The following is a 22713-nucleotide window of genomic DNA, read 5'->3' on the forward strand; positions in this document are numbered from 1 at the left end:
GGCCTTACCTGAACGTCTTGCGCGGATCGAAGGCGTCACGCACGGCTTCGCCGATGAAGATCAGCAGCGATAGCATGATCGCGAGCGCGAAGAACCCTGTGAAGCCGAGCCACGGCGCCTGCACGTTGGCCTTGCCCTGCGCCAGCATTTCGCCGAGCGAAGGCGAGCCCGGCGGCAATCCGAAGCCGAGAAAATCCAATGCAGTGAGAGTCATGACCGACGACGATACGATGAACGGCAGGAACGTCATGGTCGCGACCATGGCGTTCGGCAGAAGATGGCGAAACATGATGGTCGCATTCGATACGCCAAGCGCCCGCGCCGCCGTGATGTATTCGAAGTTTCGGCCACGCAGGAATTCGGCGCGCACAAGACCGACCAGCGAGACCCACGAGAACAGCAGCAGGATTCCGAGCAGGACGAAGAATCCCGGCACCAGGATCGACGACAGGATCAAGAGCAGATAGAGCGAGGGGATCGCGGTCCAGACTTCGATGAAGCGCTGAAAGCCGAGATCAACCCAGCCGCCGAAATAACCCTGCACCCCGCCAGCCGCGATACCGATGACCGACGAGACAATGGTCAGGCAAAGCCCGAACAGGATCGAAATCCGGAATCCGTAGATCAGCCGTGCCACCACATCGCGGCCCTGATCGTCGGTGCCGAGCCAGTTGTATTCGAGGTCGCGGCAGCTTGTGAGGTTCTTTCGCTGAACCACCTCCTTGCATTCGGCCTCGGTCAAAAGCCAGGTTGGTTTTGAAGGCGCCGGCGTCGGCAAATCGAGATTGTGGGTGTCGTAGGAATAACGGATCGGCGGCCAGATGATGGTGCCACCCTTGGCCGCGATCAGCTTCTGCAAATAGGGATCGCGATAATCGGCGGCGGTCTCGAAGTCGCCTCCAAATGCGGTTTCCGGATAGGTCACGAATGCCGGGAAATAAAGGTGCCCATCAAACCGGATCAGGAATGGCCGGTCGTTGGCGATTAATTCCGCGAACAGCGAGATGAAGAAAAGGATCAGGAATATCCAGAGCGACCAGTAGCCGCGCCGGTTGGATTTGAAGTTCTGCCAGCGGCGGCGATTGAGCGGCGACAGGCGCAGCGGATGGCGCGCCGGCGGCACAGCCTCCCCGAGCGGCGCCACGGAATCGGCTTCAACGGGCTTTGGCAACGTCACCGCCATCAGACCTCCCGCGCCTCGAAGTCGATCCGCGGGTCGATCCACATGTAGGTCAGATCGGAGATCAGGTTGATCACAAGCCCAACCAGCGAAAAGATGAACAGCGTGCCAAACACCACCGGATAATCGCGATTGAGCACGCTCTCAAAACCGAGAAGGCCGAGGCCGTCGAGCGAAAAGATGGTTTCGATCAAAAGCGAACCTGAAAAGAAAGCGTGAACGAACGCGCCGGGAAATCCGGCGATGACGATCAGCATGGCGTTGCGGAATACGTGATTGTAGAGCACCTGCCGCTCGCTGCAGCCCTTGGCGCGCGCCGTCATCACATACTGCTTGCGGATTTCGTCAAGGAATGAATTCTTGGTCAGCAATGTCATGGTGGCGAAGGCGCCCAGCGCCATCGAGATGATGGGCAGCGTGAGATGCCAGAAGTAATCAAGAATCTTCCAGTACCAGGGAAACTGGCTCCAGCCGTCCGACGTCAATCCGCGCAAAGGGAAGATGCTGAAGAACGATCCGCCGGCGAACAGAATGATGAGAAGAATCGCGAACAAGAATCCCGGAATCGCAAACCCGACGATGATGACCGCCGAAGTCCAGGTATCGAAGCGCGATCCGTCCCTCACCGCCTTGCGGATTCCGAGCGGGATCGAAATCAGATAGGTCAAAAGCGTCATCCAGATGCCGAGCGACATCGAAACCGGCAGCTTCTCCTTGATGAGCTGGATCACGGTGGTGTCGCGGAAATAGCTCTTTCCGAAATCGAAGCGGGAGAAGTTCCACAGCATCAGCAGAAAGCGCTCGGGCGCCGGTTTGTCGAATCCGAACTGCTGTTCAAGGCTTTTGATGAAGGCCGGATCAAGCCCCTGCGCGCCACGGTATTTCGAGCTGACAGCGTCGGAGGATGCTCCCACCTGGGCGCGCGCGCCGAAGTCGCCGCCGGACGATCCCGATATGCGCGACATCCCCCCGGTGTCGGAGCCGCTCAGTTGCGCGATCACCCGCTCGACCGGACCGCCGGGCGCGAACTGCACCACGACGAACGACACGAACAGGATGCCCAGCAGCGTGGGGATCATCAACAGAATGCGGCGGGCGATATAGGCGGCCATGCTTATTCCGCCTGACCGGACGACGCCGGTTTGGCCAGCGCCGACCACCAGATGTCAGGCGCCATGACGCCGAGATATTTTGGAAGGGTCGGCGGATGCCCGAACACATCCCAATAGGCCAGCCGGTGCGCGTTCGAATACCATTGCGGCACCCAGTAACGGCCCGCGCGAATGACGCGGTCCAGCGCGCGCGCGGCAAACACCAGCTTGGCGCGGGTATCGGCGGCGATCACCTGCTCCATCAGGGTGTCGACCGCGGGATCCGAAATGCCGGCGAGGTTGTACGATCCCTTGGTTGCTGCCGCCTGCGACGAAAAGAACGGCCGCAGCGAGTCACCCGGCACGGTCGAGAAGCTGAAGCGCTCGATCACCATGTCGAAATCGAAGTCGTCGCGCCGCGCCCTCGCCTGCACGGAATCTACCAGCCGCAGCGTCGCCTCAATACCGAGCGTCCCGAGGTTCTTGATGTAGGGCATGTGGTGGGCCTGGAATGACGGCTCGTCGAGCAGGAACTCAACGCGGAATGCCTCGCCCTGTGGCGTCATCCGCTTGCCGTCCTTGATGTGAAAGCCCGCGTCGTTGAGCAGTTGCGCGGCTCTGCGCAACAGCTTACGATCCTGTCCCGAGCCGTCGGACACCGGCGGCACGAACGGCATGCCGAACACCTCGTCCGGAACCTTGCCGCGGAACGGCTCCAGCAACGCCGCTTCCTCCGGCGACGGCAGGCCGCTCGCCATCAGATCGGAGTTCTGGAACGGCGACACCGTCCGCACATAGGCGCCGTACATGATGCTCTTGTTGGTCCACTCGAAATCGAAGGCGCAGTCGAGCGCCTCGCGAACGCGCAGGTCCCTGAACTTGTCGCGGCGCGTATTGATGAACCAGCCTTGCGCGCCGGACGGCGTCTCGTCGGGCAACTGCTCGCGCTTGACGCGGCCCTCGGTCATCGCCGGGAAATCGTAGCGCGTATTCCAGATGCGCGAGGTGAATTCCTCGCGGTACAGGTAGCTGCGGCCGGTGAAGCCTTCAAAAGCCACATCGCGATCGCGATAGAAGTCGAACCGCACCGTATCGAAATTATAACTGCCGCGGCAGACCGGAAGATCGGCGCCCCACCAGTCCTTGACCCGGTCGAACTCGATGAAGCGATTGGATTCGAACCGGCCGACCTTGTACGGCCCGCTGCCGAGCGGGACATCCATCGTCGATTCCTCGAACGGATGCGCGGTGTAATAGGCTTGCGAGAAGATCGGCATGCTTGCTACGAACGGCGGCACGTCACGGCCGCGCTTCGCAGCGAAGGTGACGACGAGCGTCGCATCGTCGATCGCTTCGGCCTTCACCATGTCACGCATCTGCTGCGTGATCAGGGGGTGGCCTTTGGTCTTCAAAATCGTCAGCGAAAAGGCGGCATCGCGCGCGGTGAGTTTTTGCCCGTCATGAAACCGGGCCTCCGGTCGCATCTTGAATTGATAGGTCAATCCGTCGGCCGAGATACGCACGGTCTTCGCCGCCAGACCGTACATCGCATCGGGTTCGTCGCCGGCACGCGCCATCAGCGAGGTGAACGTCATCCCCATGCCCTGCGCGCCGTCCCCTTTCAGAATGAAGGCGTTGAGCGAATTGAAGGTCTGGAACGACTGGTTGAAGGCGCGGCTGGACGGAATGGTCGAAAATAGCCCGCCCTTCGGCGCGTCGGGATTGACATAGTCAAAGTGGTGGAAATCAGCAGGGTATTTCAGGTCGCCGAATGCCGACATGCCGTGGGATTCACCATGGGATTCGGTCTTCGCGTCGTTCGCGGCAGCCGGCCGTAGCCATGCCGACCCTACCGCGCCGATCCCGAGAGCGATCACCTGCCGGCGGCTGGGCTGCCTCATCCGCGCGACCCTCCTCAAGATCGCTTGCCGACCTTGGCCGCCTTGTCGGCATCGTACCACCACAGCGCCGGAAAGGCGTCGACACCGTACTTCGGCATCTCGGCAGGCCGCCCAAAGCGGTCCCAACGGGCGGTGCGATGAAAGGGATAGCTGAATTGCGGCACCACATAGTGGTTCCACAACAGCACGCGGTCGAGTGCCTTGGTGGCTGCGACAAGGTCGGCGCGGTCTTTAGCGAAGATCACCCGCTCGATCAGCTTGTCGACGGCGGGATTCTTGATGCCGAGGACATTGCGCGAGCCCGGCATATCCGCCGCGTGCGAACCCCAGAACTCTCGCTGCTCATTGCCCGGCGACAGCGATTCAATCCAGTTATTGACGACCACATCGAAGTCCCAGCTGCGCATCCGGTTCTCGTACTGCGTCGTATCGACGGTCCGAACGGTTGCAGTGATGCCCATGCGCTCCAGCGACGGCTTGAAGAACAGCATGATCCGCTCAGCGCTCGGATCTTCCGACATTAATTCCAGTTCGAATGGCGCGCCGGTCTTGCTGTCTACCAGCTTGTGGTCACGCACCTCATATCCCGCCTCTTTGAAGAGCTTCATGCCTTCGCGCAGGTTGCTGCGAACCGCTTCGGGATTGCCGCCGACCGGATTGCTGTAAGGCGTGGTGAACACTTCGGCCGGAACTTCAGCGCGAACGGTTTCAAGGATTTCAAGCTCCCTGCCCTCGGGCAGGCCGCTTGATGCCAGTTCTGTGCCATAGAAATAGCTATTGATGCGCTTGTACTGGCCGTAGAATAGTTGCTTGTTCATTTCCTCGAAATCGAACGCGAAATTCAGCGCCCACCGCACGCGAGGATCCTTGAACTTGTCGCGGCGGATGTTGAGGGCGAACGCCTGCATCACGCCCGCATTGCGAATGGGAAATTCTTCCAGAACAACGCGGCCGTCCTTCACCGCCGGAAAATTGTAAGCCGTGGCCCAGTTCTTGGCGCTGTTTTCGGTGCGCCAGTCGACCTGATCGGCCTTAAAGGCTTCGAGCGCAACCGTGCCGTCGCGGAAATATTCATAGCGCAGCTCGTCGAAATTATTTTGGCCAACGTTGATATTGAGATCGCGGCCCCAGTAATCCTTGACCCGTTCCAGCGTCACCGAGCGCGCTGCTTCAAAACTCTTGATCCTGTAGGCCCCGCTGCCGAGCGGCGGCTCCAGCGTGGTCGCGGAAATGTCCCGTTTGACGCCCGCCTCGTTGGTGCCTTCCCACCAGTGCTTCGGTAACACCATCAACTGTCCGACGATCTGCGGCAGTTCGCGGTTGCCCGGCGCATCGAAGGTGAAGGTCACCTCGCGCTCCCCGGTCTTTTCGGCTTTCACAACATGGCGGTAATAAGCTGCATAGAACGGACGATGCTTCTTCAGCGCGTTGAACGAAAAAATCACGTCATCGGGCGTGACCGGCTTGCCGTCGTGCCACTTCGCCTCGGCCCGTAGCCGGTGGGTCACGAACGAGAAATCGTCGGGATAACCAACCGACTCGGCCAGCGCGCCATACTCCGTTGAAACCTCGTCCAGCGATTGAGTCGTCAGCGATTCATAGATCAGCGCGACTCCTGACGCGATCAAACCCTTCACGCCCGCCACGGCAGGGTTGAAATTATCGAAAGTGCCGAGCGCGATCTGCCGCGCCATACCGCCTTTGGGCGCGTCCGGATTGACATAGTCGAAATGCTTGAAGCCTTCCGGATATTTCACCTCGCCGAACAGCGAAAGCGCGTGCCGCCATTTGAGGCCGGCCGACCCCGCCTGCGCATGCGCCGCTTCGATTGCCGAAGCGCCGGTCAGGACTTTGATCGCGGGTGCGGCTGCGATCAGGGCACCGCCGTGAAGGAGACGTCGTCGTGTGAAGGCCAATGCGAGTATCCCTACGAGTTATCGGGGCGAGCTAGCGCATGATGCGCCAAAGTGTGATGGGCTGGCGACGATCATGCGCGTTCTCACTCCTGGAGCGCAATCGATCCAGGATTGCTGATCGCGCTCCAGAGTCCGATTCAACCGCGTTGAACCGACCTCTGTTCTATTTTTTCGATTGAGCATGATCTTGTTTGAAAACCGGTTTCCACTTTTCGGCATCATGCCTGGCGGTGCAACTCGAAGCGCACTGTCTCGGCCGATTATGTCGGTTTTCGGGGATGATACCACCCACCTCTCGAACTTGTGCGGTGAAACCAGCCGGTTAAGTGTGGGCGACCGGCACGGTGAGCGACTTTGAAAACTCCTGCCGCCGGTTGGCAAGGCTATACAGCGTAACCTTGCGGCATCCGTCAGCGGCTAGGGCTTGTCGGAATTCTTGCGCAGATAGGCAATGAGGTCGGCTCGGTCGGTGTCCTTCGGAATGCCGGCGAACGACATCGCCGTGCCGGGGATGTATTCCTTCGGACCGGCCAGGAACTTGTCCAGTTCATCAAGCGTCCAGGTGCCGCCCTTGGCCTTCATGGCAGCCGAGAAATTGAAGTCATGGCCCTTGCCGCGCGGCTCGCCGACGATGCCATAAAGGTTAGGACCGACGCGGTTCGGTCCGCCCTTCTCAAGGGTATGGCAGGCGGCGCATTTCTTGGCCACGATGGCGCCGTTCTCGACCGAAGCGGCTTGCAGCCGCTTCCCCAGCGACACCGCCGACGCGACCTCGGCTTCCTTGCTCGAAGCCGCCGGCTTGTCGTCCTTGTGAACTGCTTCCTTGTGAGCTGCCTCTGGCGCTTCCTTGACCTCAATTTTATAACCAGGCTTCGCAGGCGCATGCGACGCGAAAATCGTCTTGGCAACGAAATTCATGACCAGCAGAACGAGGCAGGTGCCCAGAACCGCGCCAAGAAATTTATTGATCATTGAGGAAGTCCATCTGCGGCAAGGCTCCACGCTCGAAAGTCGGCCGCACGGCCGGCTGAACGACGACGGAGATGCCGCGGACCGGCCTCGCGGAGGCGGCAGGACGAGATAACGGTTTGCCGGCGTTCTGACAACCCGTATAAATGCCGCAGATCTTAGAAGCTGCGCCAATTTCCGCTCTCCCCCAACCGATGACCCAGACCCGCACCCTCGTGCTGATACCCGCCCGCATGGCCGCGACCCGACTTCCAGGCAAACCATTGCTGGATATCGGCGGCCTGCCGATGGTCGTTCACGTCTTGCGGCGGGCTGAGGCAGCCGGCATCGGGCGCGTCGCTGTCGCCACCGACACTCCCGACATCGCGGCCGCGGTGACGGCCCATGGCGGCGAGGCGATCATGACGCGCGCCGATCATCCGTCCGGGTCCGACCGCGTTTTCGAGGCGCTGGGCAGACTGGACCCCGAAGGCAGCATCGATACAATCATCAACCTCCAGGGCGACTTCCCGACCATCCGTCCGGGCACGATTCGCGACGTGCTCAAGCCGCTGGCCGACCCCTCGGTCGATATCGCAACGCTGGCCGCCGAAATTCAATCCGATGAGGAGGCCACCAACCCGAATGTGGTCAAGGCCATCGGATCTCCGGTCGACTCTCGGCGACTGCGCGCGCTTTATTTTACCCGCGCCACCGCCCCGTATGGCGAGGGCCCGCGCTACCATCATGTCGGGCTTTACGCATATCGCCGCGAGGCCTTGCAGCGCTTTGTCGAGCTGCCGCCCTCGCCTCTCGAGCGACAGGAACGGCTCGAGCAGTTGCGGGCGCTGGAAGGCGGAATGCGGATAGACATCATGATTGTGGACGACGTGCCGCGGGGCGTCGATACCCCGGCCGACCTCGAAACCGCCCGTCGGCTCCTCGCCAATTCAGCCTCTGGCGAACACCCGGCCCGCTGATAGAACAGCTGATGACCAAGATGATGAAAATCGTATTCCAGGGCGAACCCGGCGCGAATTCCCATATTGCCATCGCGGACGCCTATCCCGATGCCGAACCATTGCCTTGCGCGACCTTCGAGGACGCGCTCGCCGCCATCGCGTCCGGCGAAGCCGACCTCGGCATGATCCCAATCGAGAATTCGGTGGCCGGCCGCGTCGCCGACATTCACCACCTGCTTCCGCAGTCGGGGTTGTTCATCGTCGGCGAATACTTCCTGCCGGTCCGCCATCAACTGGTGGCGCCGCGCGGAGCAACGCTCGCGGATATCAAGACCGTCGAAAGTCACGTTCACGCCCTCGGGCAATGCCGCCGTATCATCCGCAAACTTGGCATCCGGCCGATCGTCTCGGGCGATACCGCCGGCGCTGCCCGCCTTGTCGCCGAACGCCGCGATACCAGCTGTGCGGCGATCGCTTCGCGTCTCGCTGCGCAACTCCATCATCTCGACATTCTCGCCGAGGATGTCGAGGACGAGGACCACAACACCACGCGTTTCGTGGTGCTGGCACGAGAGGCCAACTGGGCCAAGCAAGGATCTGGGCCGCTGGTCACCAGTTTTGTCTTTCGAGTGCGCAACCTGCCGGCCGCGCTCTATAAAGCGATGGGGGGATTTGCCACCAACAGCGTCAACATGACCAAGCTCGAAAGCTACATGGTCGATGGCAACTTCTTCGCTACACAATTCTATGCGGATGTCGAAGGCCACCCGGACGATCGCGGCCTCGCATTCGCGCTGGAGGAGTTGAGGTTCTTTTCAAAGGAGCTTCGCATCGTGGGCGTCTATCCGGCTCATCCGTTCCGCGCGACTTTCCGCGAACGAGCGGATTGACCAAGTTTCGTGCATTGTCCGCCCCTTGAGTTGGGCAATTTTCAGTTTATGTCGATATATGTGCATGTTCCCAAACAGGTGATATTTGATATCATCAACGAATTCAATATAATACAATTTCTCAGTCTGCCCATTATATCGCACGCCTGATCTATTTGCCTTACATTTATGGGTGAGGTGGGCTACTTCCCATCACGAGGATGTCTAATTATGGGCTACCCTAGTGGGAACGCCAATCTGTGATGGCACGGCCATGAGGCCTAGGCGTTTTCCGGAAACTATCGGCGCTGAAGGCACGGTGAGGCAGATGCAGTGGAGTTCACGAGTCATGACAGACGCTTCCGCCGCGGTTCATAATGACCTTGGCGCGCAAAAACGACCCACGATCTCGTTCGAGTTCTTTCCGCCCAAAACCGAGGAGATGGAGCACAATCTTTGGGGCACCATTACCCGCCTCGCGCCCCTTGATCCGAGCTTTGTCTCTGTGACATACGGCGCCGGCGGCTCGACTCGCGAGCGCACCCATTCGACCATCGCGCGCATCCTGTCGGAGACCCAGCTTCGTCCGGCGGCGCATCTCACCTGTGTCGGCGCTCCGCGCGGGGAGGTCGATGAGATTGTCAGCCGCTATCGCGACATCGGCGTCCGCCATATCGTCGCCCTTCGCGGAGACCCCCCGGGCGGCATCGGCACGGCCTACAGCACCCATCCCGAAGGTTATCGCAGTTCGACCGACCTCGTCGCCGGCATCAAGCGGCGGCATGGCGACATCGAAATTTCTGTGTCGGCCTATCCCGAAAAGCACCCCGAGAGTCCCGACATCGATACCGACATCGACGTCCTTAAGGCAAAGGTCGATGCCGGCGCGACCCGCGCCATCACCCAGGTCTTTTTCGACAACGACCTTTACCTTCGCTATCTCGATCGCGTCCGCGCGCGCGGCATTGATATTCCGATTGTGCCGGGCATCATGCCGATGCACAACTTCAAGCAGGCCAGAGCCTTTGTGACCAAGGCGGGCACCACGGTTCCAACCTGGCTCGCCGAAAAATTCGAAGGGCTCGATGAGGATCCGGAAACGCGCAAGCTGATCGCGGCGACGGTCGCGGCCGGTCAGGTCCAGAAGCTCGCCAAGCGCGGCGTCGATACGTTCCACTTCTACACCATGAACCGCGCCGACCTGGTGTTCGCGATTTGTCATCTGCTCGGCATCCGGCCCGATGCTGCCCAGAAGGCGGCGTGATCCCATCTTCCGCCCAAAGACGTGGATGTCCGCTATAAGCGCGGGCATAACGATCACAGGATAACAAGCGTGACAAAAAGTTCGAATCCCACTGCCGAGAAACTCCGGAACCTCGCGCGCGAGCGCATTCTGGTGCTCGACGGCGCCATGGGCACCATGATCCAGGCGCGAGGGTTCGATGAAGCCGCGTTTCGTGGCGAGCGATTCAAGGATTTTCACCGCGACGTGCGCGGCAACAACGACCTCCTCATCCTCACCCAACCGCAAGCGATCGAGGACATTCACGCGCAGTATCTGCGCGCCGGCGCTGACCTCGTCGCCACCAACACGTTTTCATCGACATCGATCGCGCAGGCCGACTATGACATGTCGGATCTCGTCTACGAACTCAACCGCGAGGGCGCGAAGCTCGCGCGCGCCGCCGCCGCCCGGGTCAGTGGCGAGGACGGCAAGCCGCGTTTTGTCGTCGGCGCTATCGGCCCAACCAATCGCACCGCGTCGATCTCACCAGACGTCGCCAATCCTGGCTACCGGGCGGTCACCTTCGACGACCTGCGCAAGGCCTATGGCGAACAGATCAATGGCCTGCTCGACGGCGGCGCGGATCTGCTGCTGGTTGAAACCATCTTCGACACGCTGAACGCCAAGGCTGCGCTTTACGCCGTCGCCGAAATCGGCGAGGAGCGCGGCATCGAGATTCCGGTGATGGTCTCCGGCACCATCACCGACAAGTCCGGCCGCTTGCTGTCGGGCCAATTGCCCGAAGCGTTCTGGCACTCGGTACGGCACGCCAGTCCGCTCACCATCGGTTTCAATTGCGCGCTCGGCGCGGAAGACCTGCGCGCGCATGTCGCCGAGATCGGACGCGTCGCCGACACGCTGGTTTGCGCCTATCCGAACGCGGGCCTGCCCAACGAGTTCGGCGAGTACGACGAGAGCCCGGACTACATGGCGCGGCTGATCGGCGAGTTCGCACAAGCCGGCCTCGTCAACATCGTCGGCGGCTGCTGCGGCACCACGCCGGATCATATCGCGGCCATCGCGGCCGTGGTCGCCCCACACAAGCCGCGCGTGGTGCCGGTCGTTGCGCCGCGGCTGCGGCTGTCGGGGCTGGAGCCGTTCTCGCTGACCTCCGACATCCCCTTCGTCAACGTCGGCGAGCGCACCAACGTCACCGGCTCGGCCAAATTCCGTAACCTGATCAAGGCCGGCGATTACACCGCTGCGCTCGATGTGGCGCGCAACCAGGTCGAGAACGGCGCCCAGATCATCGACGTCAACATGGACGAAGGCCTGCTGGATTCGGAAGCGGCGATGGTCACCTTCCTCAACCTGATCGCGTCCGAACCCGACATCGCCCGCGTGCCAGTGATGGTCGATTCCTCCAAGTTCTCGGTGATCGAGGCTGGGCTGAAATGCATCCAGGGCAAGCCGGTAGTGAACTCAATCTCGCTCAAGGAAGGCGAGGAGAAATTCTTGCACGAGGCGCGGATTGCACGACGCCACGGCGCGGCTGTGGTGGTGATGGCGTTCGACGAGACTGGGCAGGCCGACACCTATCAACGCAAAACCGAAATCTGCAAGCGCGCTTACGACATCCTGACCGAGGAGGTCGGCTTTCCCCCGGAAGACATCATCTTCGATCCGAACATCTTCGCCATCGCCACCGGTCTCGAGGAGCACAACAACTACGGCGTCGACTTCATCGAGGGAACGCGCTGGATTCGCCAAAACCTGCCGCACGCGCATATCTCAGGCGGCGTCTCCAACCTGTCGTTCTCGTTCCGCGGCAATGAGCCGGTGCGCGAGGCCATGCACTCGGTGTTCCTGTATCACGCCATCAAGGCCGGCATGGATATGGGCATCGTCAATGCCGGGCAGATGATCATCTACGACGACATCGACCCCGAGCTGCGACAGACCTGCGAAGACGTGATTCTGAACCGCGATCCCGGAGCATCGGAACGGCTGCTGCAACTGGCGGAGAAATTCCGCGGCGCTGGCAAGGAAGTGAAGGAGAAGGATCTCTCCTGGCGCGAATGGCCGGTGGAGAAGCGGCTGAGCCACGCGCTGGTCAACGGCATCACCGAATATATCGAGGAAGACACCGAAGCCGCGCGCTTGACGGTCGAGCGCCCGCTCAACGTGATCGAAGGGCCGCTGATGGCCGGTATGAACGTGGTCGGCGACCTGTTCGGCGACGGCAAGATGTTCCTGCCGCAGGTGGTGAAGTCGGCGCGGGTGATGAAGCAGGCGGTCGCCTATCTGATGCCGTTCATGGAGGAGGAGAAGGCACGCAATCAGGCCGCCGGCATCGAGGGCGCGGGCAGCACCTCCGCCGGCAAGATCCTGCTCGCCACCGTCAAGGGCGACGTCCACGATATCGGGAAGAACATCGTCGGCATTGTGCTTCAGTGCAACAACTACGAGGTGATCGACCTCGGCGTGATGGTGCCGGCCGCCAAGATCATCGAGACGGCAAAGGCCGAGAAGGCCGATATCGTCGGCCTCTCCGGCCTGATCACGCCGTCGCTGGACGAGATGGGCTATTTCGCGGCGGAGCTTGAGCGTCAGGGTCTCAACCTGCCGCTCCTGATCGGCGGTGCGACCACCAGCCGCGTCCATACCGCCGTGAAGATCGACCCTAACTATCGCAACGGCCCGGTGATCCACGTCAACGACGCCAGCCGCGCCGTCGGCGTCGTTGCCTCGCTGATGTCGCCGGAGCGGCGGGAGGCCTACGCGGCCGGAGTGCGCGCCGAATACGCCAAGATTTCCGCGGCGCATTTCCGCGCCCAGCAGGACAAGAAACGGCTGCCACTCGCGGCCGCCCGCGCCAACGCAGTGCCGATTGACTGGAGCAGCTACCGCCCGGTCAAGCCGACCTTCCTCGGAACCAAAGCCTTCACCGACTATCCGCTGGAAGAACTGGTGGAGGTGATCGACTGGACGCCGTTCTTCCAGGTGTGGGAACTGGCCGGGCGCTTTCCAGCGATCCTCGACGACAAGGTGGTCGGCGAGACCGCGCGCGCCCTTTATGACGACGCACGCAAGATGCTGGACCGCATCGTTAAAGAAAAGTGGTTCAAGGCCTCCAGCGTGATCGGCTTTTGGCCCGCCAACCGTGTCGGCGACGATATCGCGGTTTACAGCGACGAGAGCCGCACCACGCAGATCGCGACCTATCACACCCTGCGCCAGCAACTCGAAAAACGCGAGGGCCGTCACAACTCCGCGCTGGCGGACTTCATCGCTCCGAAAGAAACCGGCATCGCCGACTATATCGGCGGCTTCGCCGTCACCGCAGGCCTAGGCGAGGATGAAATCGCAGCGCGCTTCAAGAACGCCAATGACGACTACTCGTCCATTCTGGTGAAGGCGCTGGCCGACCGCCTCGCGGAAGCCTTCGCCGAACGGATGCATCAGCGCGTGCGAACGGAATTCTGGGGCTACGCGCCGGATGAGGCGCTGACCAACGATCAGCTCATCCGGGAAGAATATGTCGGTATCCGCCCCGCGCCCGGCTATCCGGCGCAGCCCGATCATACAGAGAAGGCCACGCTGTTCCGCCTGCTGGATGCGACTCGCGCGACCGGCGTCGAGCTGACGGAGAGCTTTGCGATGTGGCCCGGCTCCTCGGTCTCCGGTCTCTATTACAGCCATCCCGAAAGCCAATATTTCGGCGTCGGCAAGATCGAGCGCGATCAGGTCGAGGACTATGCCGCGCGCAAGGAGATGGAGGTCGCCGAGATCGAGCGCTGGCTGGCGTCGATCCTCAACTACATTCCCGGTCAGGATGTTTCCGGCCAGGGCGGAAAGCCCACCGCGACGCCGGTGCCCGCGCCCGCCAACGACGCCTCCGCCGACGTCGCCGGTCATCCGCCGGGCTGCCAATGCGCGGTGCATCTGAAATTGCGCAAGACCGCTGCGCGGGCGGGCTGACTGTGGACACATCCGCGATCGCCGCCGCACTGCTGGATTCATCCGCGGACGCGATCATCGCCACCGATCGCAACGGCACGATCACGTTCTGGAGCCCAGGCGCGGTCAGGATTTTCGGCCATAGCACCAGCGAGGCAATCGGCCAGTCGCTCGACCTCATCATTCCGGAAAACCAGCGCGCCCGGCACTGGGCCGGATACCGCGAGGTGATGCTGACCGGGCAGAGCCGCTACAGCGGTGGCGACGTGCTTGCCGTTCCCGCGCTTCACAGGGACGGCCGGCGCATCTCACTCGAATTCACCATCGTGCCGCTGACGGACGTCGCTGGCCGCATCACCGGGCTGGTGTCGGTGCTGCGCGATGTCACCGCCCGTTTCGAGGAAATCCGTCAACTGCGCCACAAGGCGGCGGCGAAAGTCTGAGCGACTGGTCCTGCCGCGCGTGCGCGGCCGGCATGCCGCATTCCCCACATACGAAAAGCCTATTGCTCGTCGCTCGCCAGCACGCCACGCACTGCGGCCGCCCAACCCTTGAGCTTTCGCGTCCGCGTCGCGGCACTCATCGCCGGCCTGAAACGGCGCTCGAGCCGCCAGCTGTCGGCAAATCTCGACGGCTCCGGATAAACGCCTGCGGAGAGCCCCGCGAGGTAGGCCGCGCCCAGCGCCGTGGTCTCCTGAATCACCGGCCGATCGACCGGTGCCTCGAGCAGGTCCGCAAGGCGCTGCATAGTCCAGTCCGAGGCCGTCATGCCGCCGTCGACACGGAGCACGGTGTGCGCGGCGTCGGCGCCCGGCCAATCGGCGCGCATTGCGTCCCAAAGATCAAACGTCTGGTAGCAGACGCTTTCCAGCGCCGCATGAGCGAGTTCCGCCGGCCCGGTGTTGCGGGTCAGTCCGAACAGCGCACCGCGCACATTCGGTTTCCAGTACGGCGCTCCCATGCCGACGAAAGCCGGCACAAGATACACGGATTGGGTGGGATCGGACTGTTCGGCCAGCGGCCCGGTGTCCGAAGCCTGCTTGATGAGACCAAGGCCGTCCCGCAACCACTGCACCGCGGAGCCTGCGACGAAGATCGAGCCTTCCAGCGCGTAGGTGCGTTGGCCGTTCAGCTGATAGGCGATCGTCGTGAGCAGCTTGTTGTTCGATGCGACCGGCGTCGTGCCGGTGTTGAGCAGCGCAAAGCAGCCGGTGCCATAGGTCGACTTGATCATACCGGGGGCGAAACACGCCTGACCCACCACCGCGGCCTGCTGGTCTCCGGCGATGCCCCGGATCGAGATCGGCGCGCCAAACAGCTTCGGGGGCGCTGTCGCCGAAATGCAGGGACGAATCTTTCACCTCCGGCAACATCGCGCGGGGCACCTGGAGCATATCCAGCAGTTCGTCGTCCCACTGCCCGGTGTGAATGTTGAACAGCAGCGTGCGTGACGCATTGGTGGCGTCGGTTGCGTGCACCTTGCCGCCGGTCAGCCGCCACAAGAGATAACAATCCACGGTACCGAACATCAGCTCTCCGCGCATCGCTCGCGCACGCGCGCCGGGCACCGAGTCGAGGATCCAGGCGACCTTGGTGCCGGAAAAATAGGGATCGATGATCAGGCCGGTTTTCGCCGATATCGCGGGCTCATGGCCCTCGGCCTTCAGCCGCGCGCAAATATCCGCCGTGCGCCGGTCCTGCCACACGATCGCGCGATGCACCGCCTTTCCGGTGGCCCGATCCCAGACCACAGTGGTTTCCCGCTGGTTGGTGATGCCGATGGCGGCGATGTCCTTCGGCGTGACGCCCGCTTTCTTCATCGCCTGCCGGCAGGTCGCAACGGTCGAGGTCCAGATGTCTTCCGGCTCGTGCTCGACCCAGCCCGACGCTGGAAAATGCTGCGGGAATTCCTGCTGCGCGATCGCGGCGATGGAGATGTCAGCGCGAAACACGATGGCACGCGACGATGTGGTGCCCTGATCGATGGCGAGAATGTGAGTTTCCATGAATTTCTTTTCAAACTTGCGGGCTTGCTCCCCGGCTGCGCCAAGCAAGCGGAGGGTCGAGGCAAGCGGATTGCCTGACCAAGGTCAAGTTTGTGCCTTCGTTTTGATTCACGCTTCCCCCCGACGAAAGGATAAGATGCCGGCACGGCTTCCATCCGACCGTCCGTCCCGCCGGGCAGAAGTGCCCGACCGAAAGCAAATTACACTCGTTTGTCCATGACTATTCAGCAACCGAAAGACCCTAGATGATACTGGCAAAGATGATTTTGGCCGGCTCCTTGTTCGCGATCGTCGGTGCAACGGCCTCCGCTCAAGCAACGCCTCCGACCCAGCAGACGCCATCGGCGGAGACCCGGAAGGGTCTGGTGACGGTCGTCAACCGGCTCAACGGCACGATTGCGATCCGGGAGGAGCAGGACGACAAGGGCAAGGAGGGAGATAAAGAGAAAGAGAATAAGGCTAAGGAAAAAGAGAAGGATAAGGCTGACGTCGAAGACGCGGCCACGCAGTTCAAGATCGACCACAAGCTGTCAGAGTCGGTTCACGCCGGCGACAAGGTGAAGTTTTCCGTCAGGGACGGCGGCGATCCCAAAAATACCGAAAAGACCATCACCAAAATCGAGGTGGATTAGCGGGAAGCCGATTGCCCTTGGAGCATGATCCCGAAAAGTGGAAACCGGCTTTCGGACAAGATCTTGCTCAATCGAAAGAATGCGATGCGGAATCCGTGCAGTTGCGTGGATTCCGCGCTTCGCGTTCGCCAAGGAAGCTTACGGGAGCACCTCGAACAGGCCTGCCGCGCCCATGCCGCCGCCAACGCACATGGTAACCACGGCGTACTTGGCCTTGCGCCGGCGCCCTTCGATCAGAGCATGGCCGGCGAGGCGCGCGCCCGACATGCCATAGGGATGGCCGACCGCGATGGCGCCGCCGTCGACGTTGAGTTTCTCCGGATCGATGCCGAGCTTGTCGCGGCAATAGATCACCTGCACCGCGAATGCCTCGTTCAACTCCCAGAGATCAATGTCTTCCACCGTGAGGCCGTGACGCTTGAGCAGGCGCGGCACCGCGAACACCGGCCCGATGCCCATTTCATCGGGCTCACAGCCCGCGGCGACGAAGCCGCGGAAGATACCGAGCGGCTTCAGGCCGCGCCTCGACGCCTCCTTGTCGCTCATGATCACGGTAGCGCTGGCGCCATCCGATAACTGGCTGGCGTTGCCGGCTGTGATAGTGAAGCCCTCGCCACGGACCGGCTTAAGCCCGGCGAGACCTTCAGCGGTCGTATCAGGACGCGGACCTTCGTCCTGCGACAGCGTCACGTCCTTGAACGTGACCTCTTTGGTCTGCTTGTCGACGATCGCCATTCTTGTGGAGATCGGCGCCAGCTCGTCCTTGAATCTGCCGACCTGTTGCGCGGCCGCCGTGCGGCGCTGGCTTTCCAGCGCGTATTCATCCTGCGCCTCGCGCGAGATGCCGTAGCGCTTCGCCACCACTTCCGCGGTGTCGATCATGGGCATGTAGACTTCGCTTTTGATCTCGAGAAGCGCGGGATCTTGCGCGTGGAAGGTGTTGGCGTGCTCGTTCTGCACCAGACTGATCGATTCGCCGCCGCCGCCGACCGCGATTCCGACGCCGTCGAACAGGACCGAGCGCGCGGCGAGAGCGATCGCCTGAAGGCCCGAGGCGCATTGGCGGTCTATGGTGGTGCCGGCCACGGTTACGGGGAGCCCGGCGCGAAGCAGCGCCTTGCGGGCGATATTGCCGCCGGTGGCGCCCTGCTGCATGGCGACACCCATCACCACATCCTCGATCTCTTTCGGATCAACCCCGGCGCGGGCAACGGCTTCTCCGATGGCATGGCCGAGCAGGGTCGCTCCTTCAGTGGCGTTGAGAGCGCCCCGATAAGCCTTGCCGATCGGCGTGCGGGCGGTGGAAACAATCACGGCTTCGGTCATCGGCGGTCCCCTGGCAAAATTTGGGTCATTTGATCTCTCGTTTTCTTCAACGCGAACTAGAATCCATCCTCAGATCAATCCCGGGGACATTCTGCGTTCGGAGACTCCGTCAGAACGCCGCCGCCAGATCCCGCGCACCCGGCTTCGCGCTGTTGCTGTCCATCCGGGCGTCGGTGACCGCGAGCAGCTTCGCCACCGTGTCGTGACGGATCGCCACCGGATTGCGTTCGTAGCCCTGACGCTGGAAAAAATTCGCTGTCGGGACGCGTTCTCGCATCGCCGGCGGCATCGTCACCATGTCGAGGCCGGTGCCGTCACCGGTGAGATTCATCATCTCCAGTTCGGCGGCGGTCAGCGGACGAGCGTAGCCCTTGTTGCGTGCGAAAATGATCGAGGTCAGGAGCTTGTGGGTCTGCAACAGCGGACCGACATCGATATCCAGCACCAGCGCATGGATCGCCCAGCCTTTCGGCGTGTCGGCAAGCTTCTCGTGCGCGCTCCAGGTATCGGGCATCGAGTGTGCGTAGGCTACCATCCGCTTGATCGCCGCGATCTTGCGCTCCATCGCGGCGCGCTGCGGTCCTGACAATCGCGCCGCTTTCTCCCCAAGCGCGCGCAGGATGTCATCGCCTTGCTCGGCGAGAAGTTCGACGCTGTTGGTGGTGAGCAACTGGTTATAGCCAATCGCGGTGGAGATCGCGCGGGATCCCGGTCGGGACGTGCTGAGACCCGATTGCATGTCGTGATTGCCGTTGCCGCCGGTCTCGAACGAATAGACCCGAACCGCCTGCTCCTTCGTCAGGCCGTAGGCTTGCGCCACCCGCGCATAGGCGCGCTTGAAATCGATTTCGGTTCTAGGCCGCTGCGGCGCGAACTGGAACTGCTCCGCCGCAGCCTTCAGGAAATCGGCGACAACGGGAATGTGTTTGCGCTGCCGCGGCGCAGGCCCCTCTTCCGGCTCCGGGTTGATCGGGCGGTGCGGTCCCTCGTAGAGCGGAGGCCGGGCCAGCACGTAGTCGTCAAGCGTGATCGACTGGTGGCTGCGTCGCTTGGCACTGCGAATACGCCTCTTGTCAGCAATCGCGTTCCAATAGGCGCCCGCCTCCTGCTCGAAAGCAGCGCGGGCCTCCTGATACGCGTTCAGCTTGCGGCGGTAATCCGCAATTGCGGCCGGGACCGCAGCCTGCGCCATCGCGTCGGCTGGCGTCGCGGGAGCGGCCGCGCCCTCGGAAACGTCAGCGAGCGGCGCAAGCAGCAATGCGCCCACGACGATCTGGTGACAACGACGAATCACTCGGCTCCGCATCGCTCCTGTGTAGCAACCCCTCGACAGATGTCAGCCGCCAATCACCCCAGCCGCCGCCGGAACGCCCTCAAAAGGGCTTGGAGAACGGGCATCGTTGCGGTCACGGTTGTGGAACCGGGCGCGTTCCGATAGCTTCCCCGCACTCGATCCCTGCCCTTAAGAGTCCGAATTCAACTGCGTTGAATCAAGCTCTGCTATATTTTCTTCAACCGAACATGATCTTGTCCGAAAACCGGATTTGACGCGTTTTCTTCACGCGAACCGGATTCCACTTCGCTCGAAAACGCTATAGACACGAAACCGCATGTCAGGCCGCCCCAAACTCGTACTCGCCTCCGGTTCGCCGCGACGGCTTAGCCTCCTCAACCAGGCAGGCATCGAACCCGACGCGCTGCGGCCTGTCGACATTGACGAGACACCGACGAAAGGGGAGCTTCCGCGCGCCTGCGCCAATCGCCTTGCTCGCGCCAAGGCTGATGCAGCCCTGAGAGCGTTGCAGCTCGACGACGAACTGCGCGGCTCGTTCATTCTGGCTGCCGATACCGTTGTCGCAGTCGGCCGCCGCATCCTGCCCAAGGCCGACCTGGTCGATGAGGCCTCCCAGTGCCTGCGGCTGCTCTCGGGCCGCAATCATCGCGTCTACACCGCGGTATGCCTCGTGACGCCGAAGGAAAACTTTCGTCAGCGGCTGGTCGAAACGCGTGTTCGCTTCAAACGGCTGACCGAGGAAGACATTCGAGCCTACATCGGCTCCGGCGAATGGCGAGGCAAGGCAGGCGGCTACGCGGTTCAGGGCATCGCCGGTTCGTTCGTGGTCAAGCTGGTGGGCTCCTATACCAATGTGGTCGGATTGCCACTCAACGAGTCGATTGCGCTACTCGGCGGCGAGGAATTTCCGATCCGCGCCGGCTGGTTGAATGCCGGTTAGGAAACCGGCCCCCGCACGGCCGGAGAAGCCGTGCCCGATCTGCGGCAAGCCATCGGTTAAGGCTTCGCGTCCGTTTTGCTCGGAACGCTGCCGCGACGTGGATCTGAACCGCTGGCTGTCCGGTTCTTACGTTATTCCGGTCAACAAGTCCGACGGCGAGGATGAGGAATAGGTGTCCGGTCTCAGCGAGACGGATTGGTTTTGCCGGCTCCCGTGCGCTTCTGTGAGAGTGAACGCCGGGGTCCGGCGGCTTTCGGGGTTGATCTCCGGTCAAAGCCTTGAACGCCTAGCGACGCCAATTTGGCGGACGGGTGGACACGGCCATCGGGCCTGACTATAAACCGGCGCGCCCGGCTGTAGTCGGACGACGCCCAGGTAGCTCAGTTGGTAGAGCATGCGACTGAAAATCGCAGTGTCGGTGGTTCGATCCCGCCCCTGGGCACCAATACCTGCTTTCACCGCAGCGCATAGCTCCTCATAGAGCGCGAGAAACCCCTGCTACGCAGGCACTTCCCCTCCTCATGGCTCCTCATAGCGCCCTGTGACAGCGCGCGCTTTTACGGGTAGGATTCCGGGTAGACGGTCATCTACCCGTAAGGAGCCTACCCATGCTTACCCAGCTGGCGATCTCCAACGCCAAGCCGAAAGCGAAGCCCTATAAGCTTTCCGACGCCGGCGGGCTTTCGCTCCTTGTGGAAAAGGGCGGAAGCAAGCTCTGGCGGTTCCGCTATGTGTTCAGCGGCAGGGAGAAAATGCTTTCCTTCGGCGCCTTTCCGGACGTGACCCTCGCTCAGGCTCGCGCCAAGCGGGACGAAGCCCGGCAGATTTTGGCCGGAGGGATAGACCCGGCGCAAAAGCGCAAGGAAGATAAAGTCGCAGCCTCGATTTCGGCCGCGAACACGTTCGGCGTCGTCGCGGCGGAATACATCGACCGGCTAGCCAAGGAAGGCGCGGCGCCTTCGACGATATCGAAGAACATATGGCTGCTTGAGGATTTGGCCGCTCCTCTTTGTAAGCGGCCGGTCTCCGACATCACCCCGGTCGAGATTCTCGAGATCCTTAAGCGCATCGAAAAGAGCGGGCGGCGCGACACCGCTCGGAGGCTCCGCGGTACTCTAGGCACCGTCTTCCGCTACGCGGTCGTGACCCAGCGGGCCCCTACTGATCCCACTTACGCCCTAAAGGGCGCGCTGTTGCGGCCGGACGTTCAGCACCGGGCCGCGATAACGGACGAGACCAAGCTCGGCGCGCTCATGGTCAATATCGACAATTATGACGGCTCGCCGACCCTCCGGGCGGCGCTCTTGCTGCTCGCGCTTACCATGACCAGGCCGGGCGACGTGCGGCACATGCGCAAGTCGGAGATCGTATTCCCGAAGGCGCTGTGGAGGATACCGGCCGAGCGCATGAAGATGCGCCGGCCCCACGATGTCCCGCTCTCCAAGCAGGCCCTTACGGTGATCCGCGAGATGTGGGACCTGACAGAGGGGAACGGGCTGCTGCTTCCCTCGATACGCTCGAGCGTCAAGCCGCTGTCGGAGAATGCCATGAACTCCGCCTTGCGTCGCATGGGCTACGACAAGACCGAAGTTACGGCCCACGGCTTCCGATCTAGCGCGAGCACTATCCTCAACGAGCGTGGCTTCAACCCGGACGTCATCGAGGCGGCGCTTGCCCACCAGGACGAGGACGACGTTCGCCGCGCTTACAACAGGACGACCTACCTTCAGGAGCGAGCCAAGCTCATGCAGGACTGGGCCGACATGCTTGACGAGTTCAGAAAACTGTCGCTTAGGCACGTTGCTTAGGGCCCGCATTACAGCGGGCCTTTTCTTTTAAGCAGCTTGCACTGCCGCGCGCTTAGGCTACCTTCTCTCCCGTGCCGACGTGGCACTAACCTAGGAACGTCCGGACGTCTCCGCACTTTTGGAGACTTCGGATGGTCAAGGTGAAGCTACCGCTCTACCTATCGTGGAAGCAGTTGAAGCAGTTGTTGGGCTGGCCTTATTGCAGGGCGCATACATGGAGGATGATGTTCGATCCGAGATACAGCGACGACCCTTTTCCGCTTTGCGGCAAGGTCGGTAGCGGTGCTCATCGCAACAGCCATCCGATGTGGTATACCCCGCAGGTTCTCGACTACTTCAAGCGGCATGGTCTGACGGTGCCGGAGGACATCGAGTTCGCCTGAGTACGGCAGACATGAAGTGGGGCGACCTGGTGGCCACTGGGTCGCCCTTTTCCTTGGCAGGTACGGCTGGGGATAGGCCTGTTAGCCTTGTATCCCCATACAGTAGGCGCAGGGACGCGCGCACAAAGCCTTACCAGGCCCCACGTTTCCGCGAAACTGTCGTCGGGCTCACGCCACGACCAAGTTAGTTGAATCTGGTCTTACCTTCCTCACCTCTCTCTCCGTTCGAGGCGAAGCCCTTCGGGTGAGGATGGATAAAACCTCGGGTAGCT

17 protein-coding genes, 1 tRNA gene and 1 pseudogene are annotated in these 22713 nt (G+C 61.9%); 11 read left to right on the forward strand and 8 right to left on the reverse strand.

Features of this window, described 5'->3' with window-relative positions:
• Positions 1–4: 4 nt before the first annotated feature.
• The 5 genes from AC1RT6_RS09370 to AC1RT6_RS09390 all read right to left on the reverse strand — a co-directional run bounded on the left by AC1RT6_RS09370 (position 5) and on the right by AC1RT6_RS09390 (position 7060).
• Complete coding sequence (locus AC1RT6_RS09370; protein ID WP_472791170.1) at positions 5–1183, reverse strand: ABC transporter permease; 1179 nt, start codon at positions 1181–1183, stop codon at positions 5–7.
• Positions 1183–2292, reverse strand: a complete 1110-nt coding sequence (locus tag AC1RT6_RS09375) for a microcin C ABC transporter permease YejB (RefSeq protein WP_079445402.1) — start codon at positions 2290–2292, stop codon at positions 1183–1185. The genes AC1RT6_RS09370 and AC1RT6_RS09375 overlap by 1 nt, the downstream gene beginning before the upstream one ends.
• 2 nt (positions 2293–2294) lie before the next feature.
• Positions 2295–4172: an extracellular solute-binding protein gene (locus AC1RT6_RS09380; RefSeq protein ID WP_079445349.1), complete on the reverse strand. Its 1878-nt coding sequence runs from the start codon at positions 4170–4172 to the stop codon at positions 2295–2297.
• 14 nt (positions 4173–4186) lie between these two features.
• Positions 4187–6088 (reverse strand): extracellular solute-binding protein, encoded by a 1902-nt coding sequence (locus AC1RT6_RS09385; protein WP_079445348.1) that lies wholly within the window; start codon positions 6086–6088, stop codon positions 4187–4189.
• 417 nt (positions 6089–6505) lie between these two features.
• The gene (locus tag AC1RT6_RS09390; RefSeq protein ID WP_079445347.1) at positions 6506–7060 is read right to left on the reverse strand and encodes a c-type cytochrome; all 555 of its coding nucleotides are present in this window, start codon (positions 7058–7060) and stop codon (positions 6506–6508) included.
• Positions 7061–7251: 191 nt separating this feature from the next.
• Between AC1RT6_RS09390 and AC1RT6_RS09395 the strand changes: the two genes are divergently transcribed.
• The 5 genes from AC1RT6_RS09395 (at position 7252) to AC1RT6_RS09415 (ending at position 14495) form a co-directional block, all read left to right on the forward strand.
• Positions 7252–8016 (forward strand): 3-deoxy-manno-octulosonate cytidylyltransferase, encoded by a 765-nt coding sequence (locus AC1RT6_RS09395; RefSeq protein ID WP_079445346.1) that lies wholly within the window; start codon positions 7252–7254, stop codon positions 8014–8016.
• A gap of 11 nt (positions 8017–8027) precedes the next feature.
• A complete protein-coding gene (locus AC1RT6_RS09400; RefSeq protein WP_079445345.1) occupies positions 8028–8888 on the forward strand; it encodes a prephenate dehydratase in 861 nt (286 codons plus the stop codon).
• Positions 8889–9216: 328 nt separating this feature from the next.
• Positions 9217–10131 carry a methylenetetrahydrofolate reductase [NAD(P)H] gene (gene metF / locus AC1RT6_RS09405; RefSeq protein ID WP_079445344.1) on the forward strand — a complete coding sequence of 305 codons (915 nt, stop codon included), beginning with the start codon at positions 9217–9219 and terminating at the stop codon, positions 10129–10131.
• A gap of 69 nt (positions 10132–10200) precedes the next feature.
• Positions 10201–14073, forward strand: coding sequence for a methionine synthase (metH, locus tag AC1RT6_RS09410; protein WP_493029462.1), 3873 nt, complete (start codon positions 10201–10203; stop codon positions 14071–14073).
• Between the two features lie 2 nt (positions 14074–14075).
• A complete protein-coding gene (locus AC1RT6_RS09415; RefSeq protein WP_079445343.1) occupies positions 14076–14495 on the forward strand; it encodes a PAS domain-containing protein in 420 nt (139 codons plus the stop codon).
• A gap of 59 nt (positions 14496–14554) precedes the next feature.
• On the opposite strand, the pseudogene glpK reads toward AC1RT6_RS09415, so the two are convergent.
• Positions 14555–16058 (reverse strand): annotated as a pseudogene (glpK, locus tag AC1RT6_RS09420) (glycerol kinase GlpK).
• Positions 16059–16303: 245 nt separating this feature from the next.
• Here glpK and AC1RT6_RS09425 point away from each other — a divergent pair.
• Complete coding sequence (locus AC1RT6_RS09425; protein WP_079445342.1) at positions 16304–16690, forward strand: hypothetical protein; 387 nt, start codon at positions 16304–16306, stop codon at positions 16688–16690.
• A gap of 138 nt (positions 16691–16828) precedes the next feature.
• Here the strand turns inward: AC1RT6_RS09425 and AC1RT6_RS09430 are convergent, their stop codons facing one another.
• Together AC1RT6_RS09430 and AC1RT6_RS09435 are read right to left on the reverse strand one after the other, a co-directional pair.
• Positions 16829–18016 carry an acetyl-CoA C-acyltransferase gene (locus AC1RT6_RS09430; protein ID WP_079445341.1) on the reverse strand — a complete coding sequence of 396 codons (1188 nt, stop codon included), beginning with the start codon at positions 18014–18016 and terminating at the stop codon, positions 16829–16831.
• Positions 18017–18125: 109 nt separating this feature from the next.
• Positions 18126–19322: a hypothetical protein gene (locus AC1RT6_RS09435; protein ID WP_472791165.1), complete on the reverse strand. Its 1197-nt coding sequence runs from the start codon at positions 19320–19322 to the stop codon at positions 18126–18128.
• 304 nt (positions 19323–19626) lie between these two features.
• Here AC1RT6_RS09435 and AC1RT6_RS09440 point away from each other — a divergent pair, with 304 nt between their 5' ends.
• From AC1RT6_RS09440 to AC1RT6_RS09460, 5 genes are all read left to right on the forward strand, one after another.
• Positions 19627–20250 carry a Maf-like protein gene (locus AC1RT6_RS09440; RefSeq protein ID WP_079445339.1) on the forward strand — a complete coding sequence of 208 codons (624 nt, stop codon included), beginning with the start codon at positions 19627–19629 and terminating at the stop codon, positions 20248–20250.
• Positions 20240–20422, forward strand: a complete 183-nt coding sequence (yacG, locus tag AC1RT6_RS09445) for a DNA gyrase inhibitor YacG (protein ID WP_079445338.1) — start codon at positions 20240–20242, stop codon at positions 20420–20422. Before AC1RT6_RS09440 ends, yacG begins: the two co-directional genes overlap by 11 nt.
• 197 nt (positions 20423–20619) lie before the next feature.
• Positions 20620–20695: transfer RNA gene (locus AC1RT6_RS09450), tRNA-Phe, on the forward strand.
• A gap of 163 nt (positions 20696–20858) precedes the next feature.
• Positions 20859–22058 carry a tyrosine-type recombinase/integrase gene (locus tag AC1RT6_RS09455; protein WP_472791163.1) on the forward strand — a complete coding sequence of 400 codons (1200 nt, stop codon included), beginning with the start codon at positions 20859–20861 and terminating at the stop codon, positions 22056–22058.
• Between the two features lie 131 nt (positions 22059–22189).
• Positions 22190–22441: a hypothetical protein gene (locus AC1RT6_RS09460; protein WP_472791162.1), complete on the forward strand. Its 252-nt coding sequence runs from the start codon at positions 22190–22192 to the stop codon at positions 22439–22441.
• Positions 22442–22713 lie beyond the last annotated feature (272 nt).

The sequence above is a fragment of the Nitrobacter sp. MLSD-S21 genome (genome assembly GCF_058809865.1).

Excerpts from the sequence above, each read along its gene's own strand:
- AC1RT6_RS09370 (WP_472791170.1), bottom strand. The coding sequence starts at position 1,183 with ATGGCGGTGACGTTGCCAAAGCCCGTTGAAGCCGATTCCGTGGCGCCG.
- AC1RT6_RS09375 (WP_079445402.1), bottom strand. The coding sequence starts at position 2,292 with ATGGCCGCCTATATCGCCCGCCGCATTCTGTTGATGATCCCCACGCTG.
- AC1RT6_RS09380 (WP_079445349.1), bottom strand. The coding sequence starts at position 4,172 with ATGAGGCAGCCCAGCCGCCGGCAGGTGATCGCTCTCGGGATCGGCGCG.
- AC1RT6_RS09390 (WP_079445347.1), bottom strand. The coding sequence starts at position 7,060 with ATGATCAATAAATTTCTTGGCGCGGTTCTGGGCACCTGCCTCGTTCTG.
- AC1RT6_RS09395 (WP_079445346.1), top strand. The coding sequence starts at position 7,252 with ATGACCCAGACCCGCACCCTCGTGCTGATACCCGCCCGCATGGCCGCG.
- AC1RT6_RS09400 (WP_079445345.1), top strand. The coding sequence starts at position 8,028 with ATGACCAAGATGATGAAAATCGTATTCCAGGGCGAACCCGGCGCGAAT.
- metF (WP_079445344.1), top strand. The coding sequence starts at position 9,217 with ATGACAGACGCTTCCGCCGCGGTTCATAATGACCTTGGCGCGCAAAAA.
- AC1RT6_RS09425 (WP_079445342.1), top strand. The coding sequence starts at position 16,304 with ATGATACTGGCAAAGATGATTTTGGCCGGCTCCTTGTTCGCGATCGTC.
- AC1RT6_RS09430 (WP_079445341.1), bottom strand. The coding sequence starts at position 18,016 with ATGACCGAAGCCGTGATTGTTTCCACCGCCCGCACGCCGATCGGCAAG.
- AC1RT6_RS09435 (WP_472791165.1), bottom strand. The coding sequence starts at position 19,322 with ATGCGGAGCCGAGTGATTCGTCGTTGTCACCAGATCGTCGTGGGCGCA.
- AC1RT6_RS09440 (WP_079445339.1), top strand. The coding sequence starts at position 19,627 with ATGTCAGGCCGCCCCAAACTCGTACTCGCCTCCGGTTCGCCGCGACGG.
- yacG (WP_079445338.1), top strand. The coding sequence starts at position 20,240 with ATGCCGGTTAGGAAACCGGCCCCCGCACGGCCGGAGAAGCCGTGCCCG.
- AC1RT6_RS09455 (WP_472791163.1), top strand. The coding sequence starts at position 20,859 with ATGCTTACCCAGCTGGCGATCTCCAACGCCAAGCCGAAAGCGAAGCCC.
- AC1RT6_RS09460 (WP_472791162.1), top strand. The coding sequence starts at position 22,190 with ATGGTCAAGGTGAAGCTACCGCTCTACCTATCGTGGAAGCAGTTGAAG.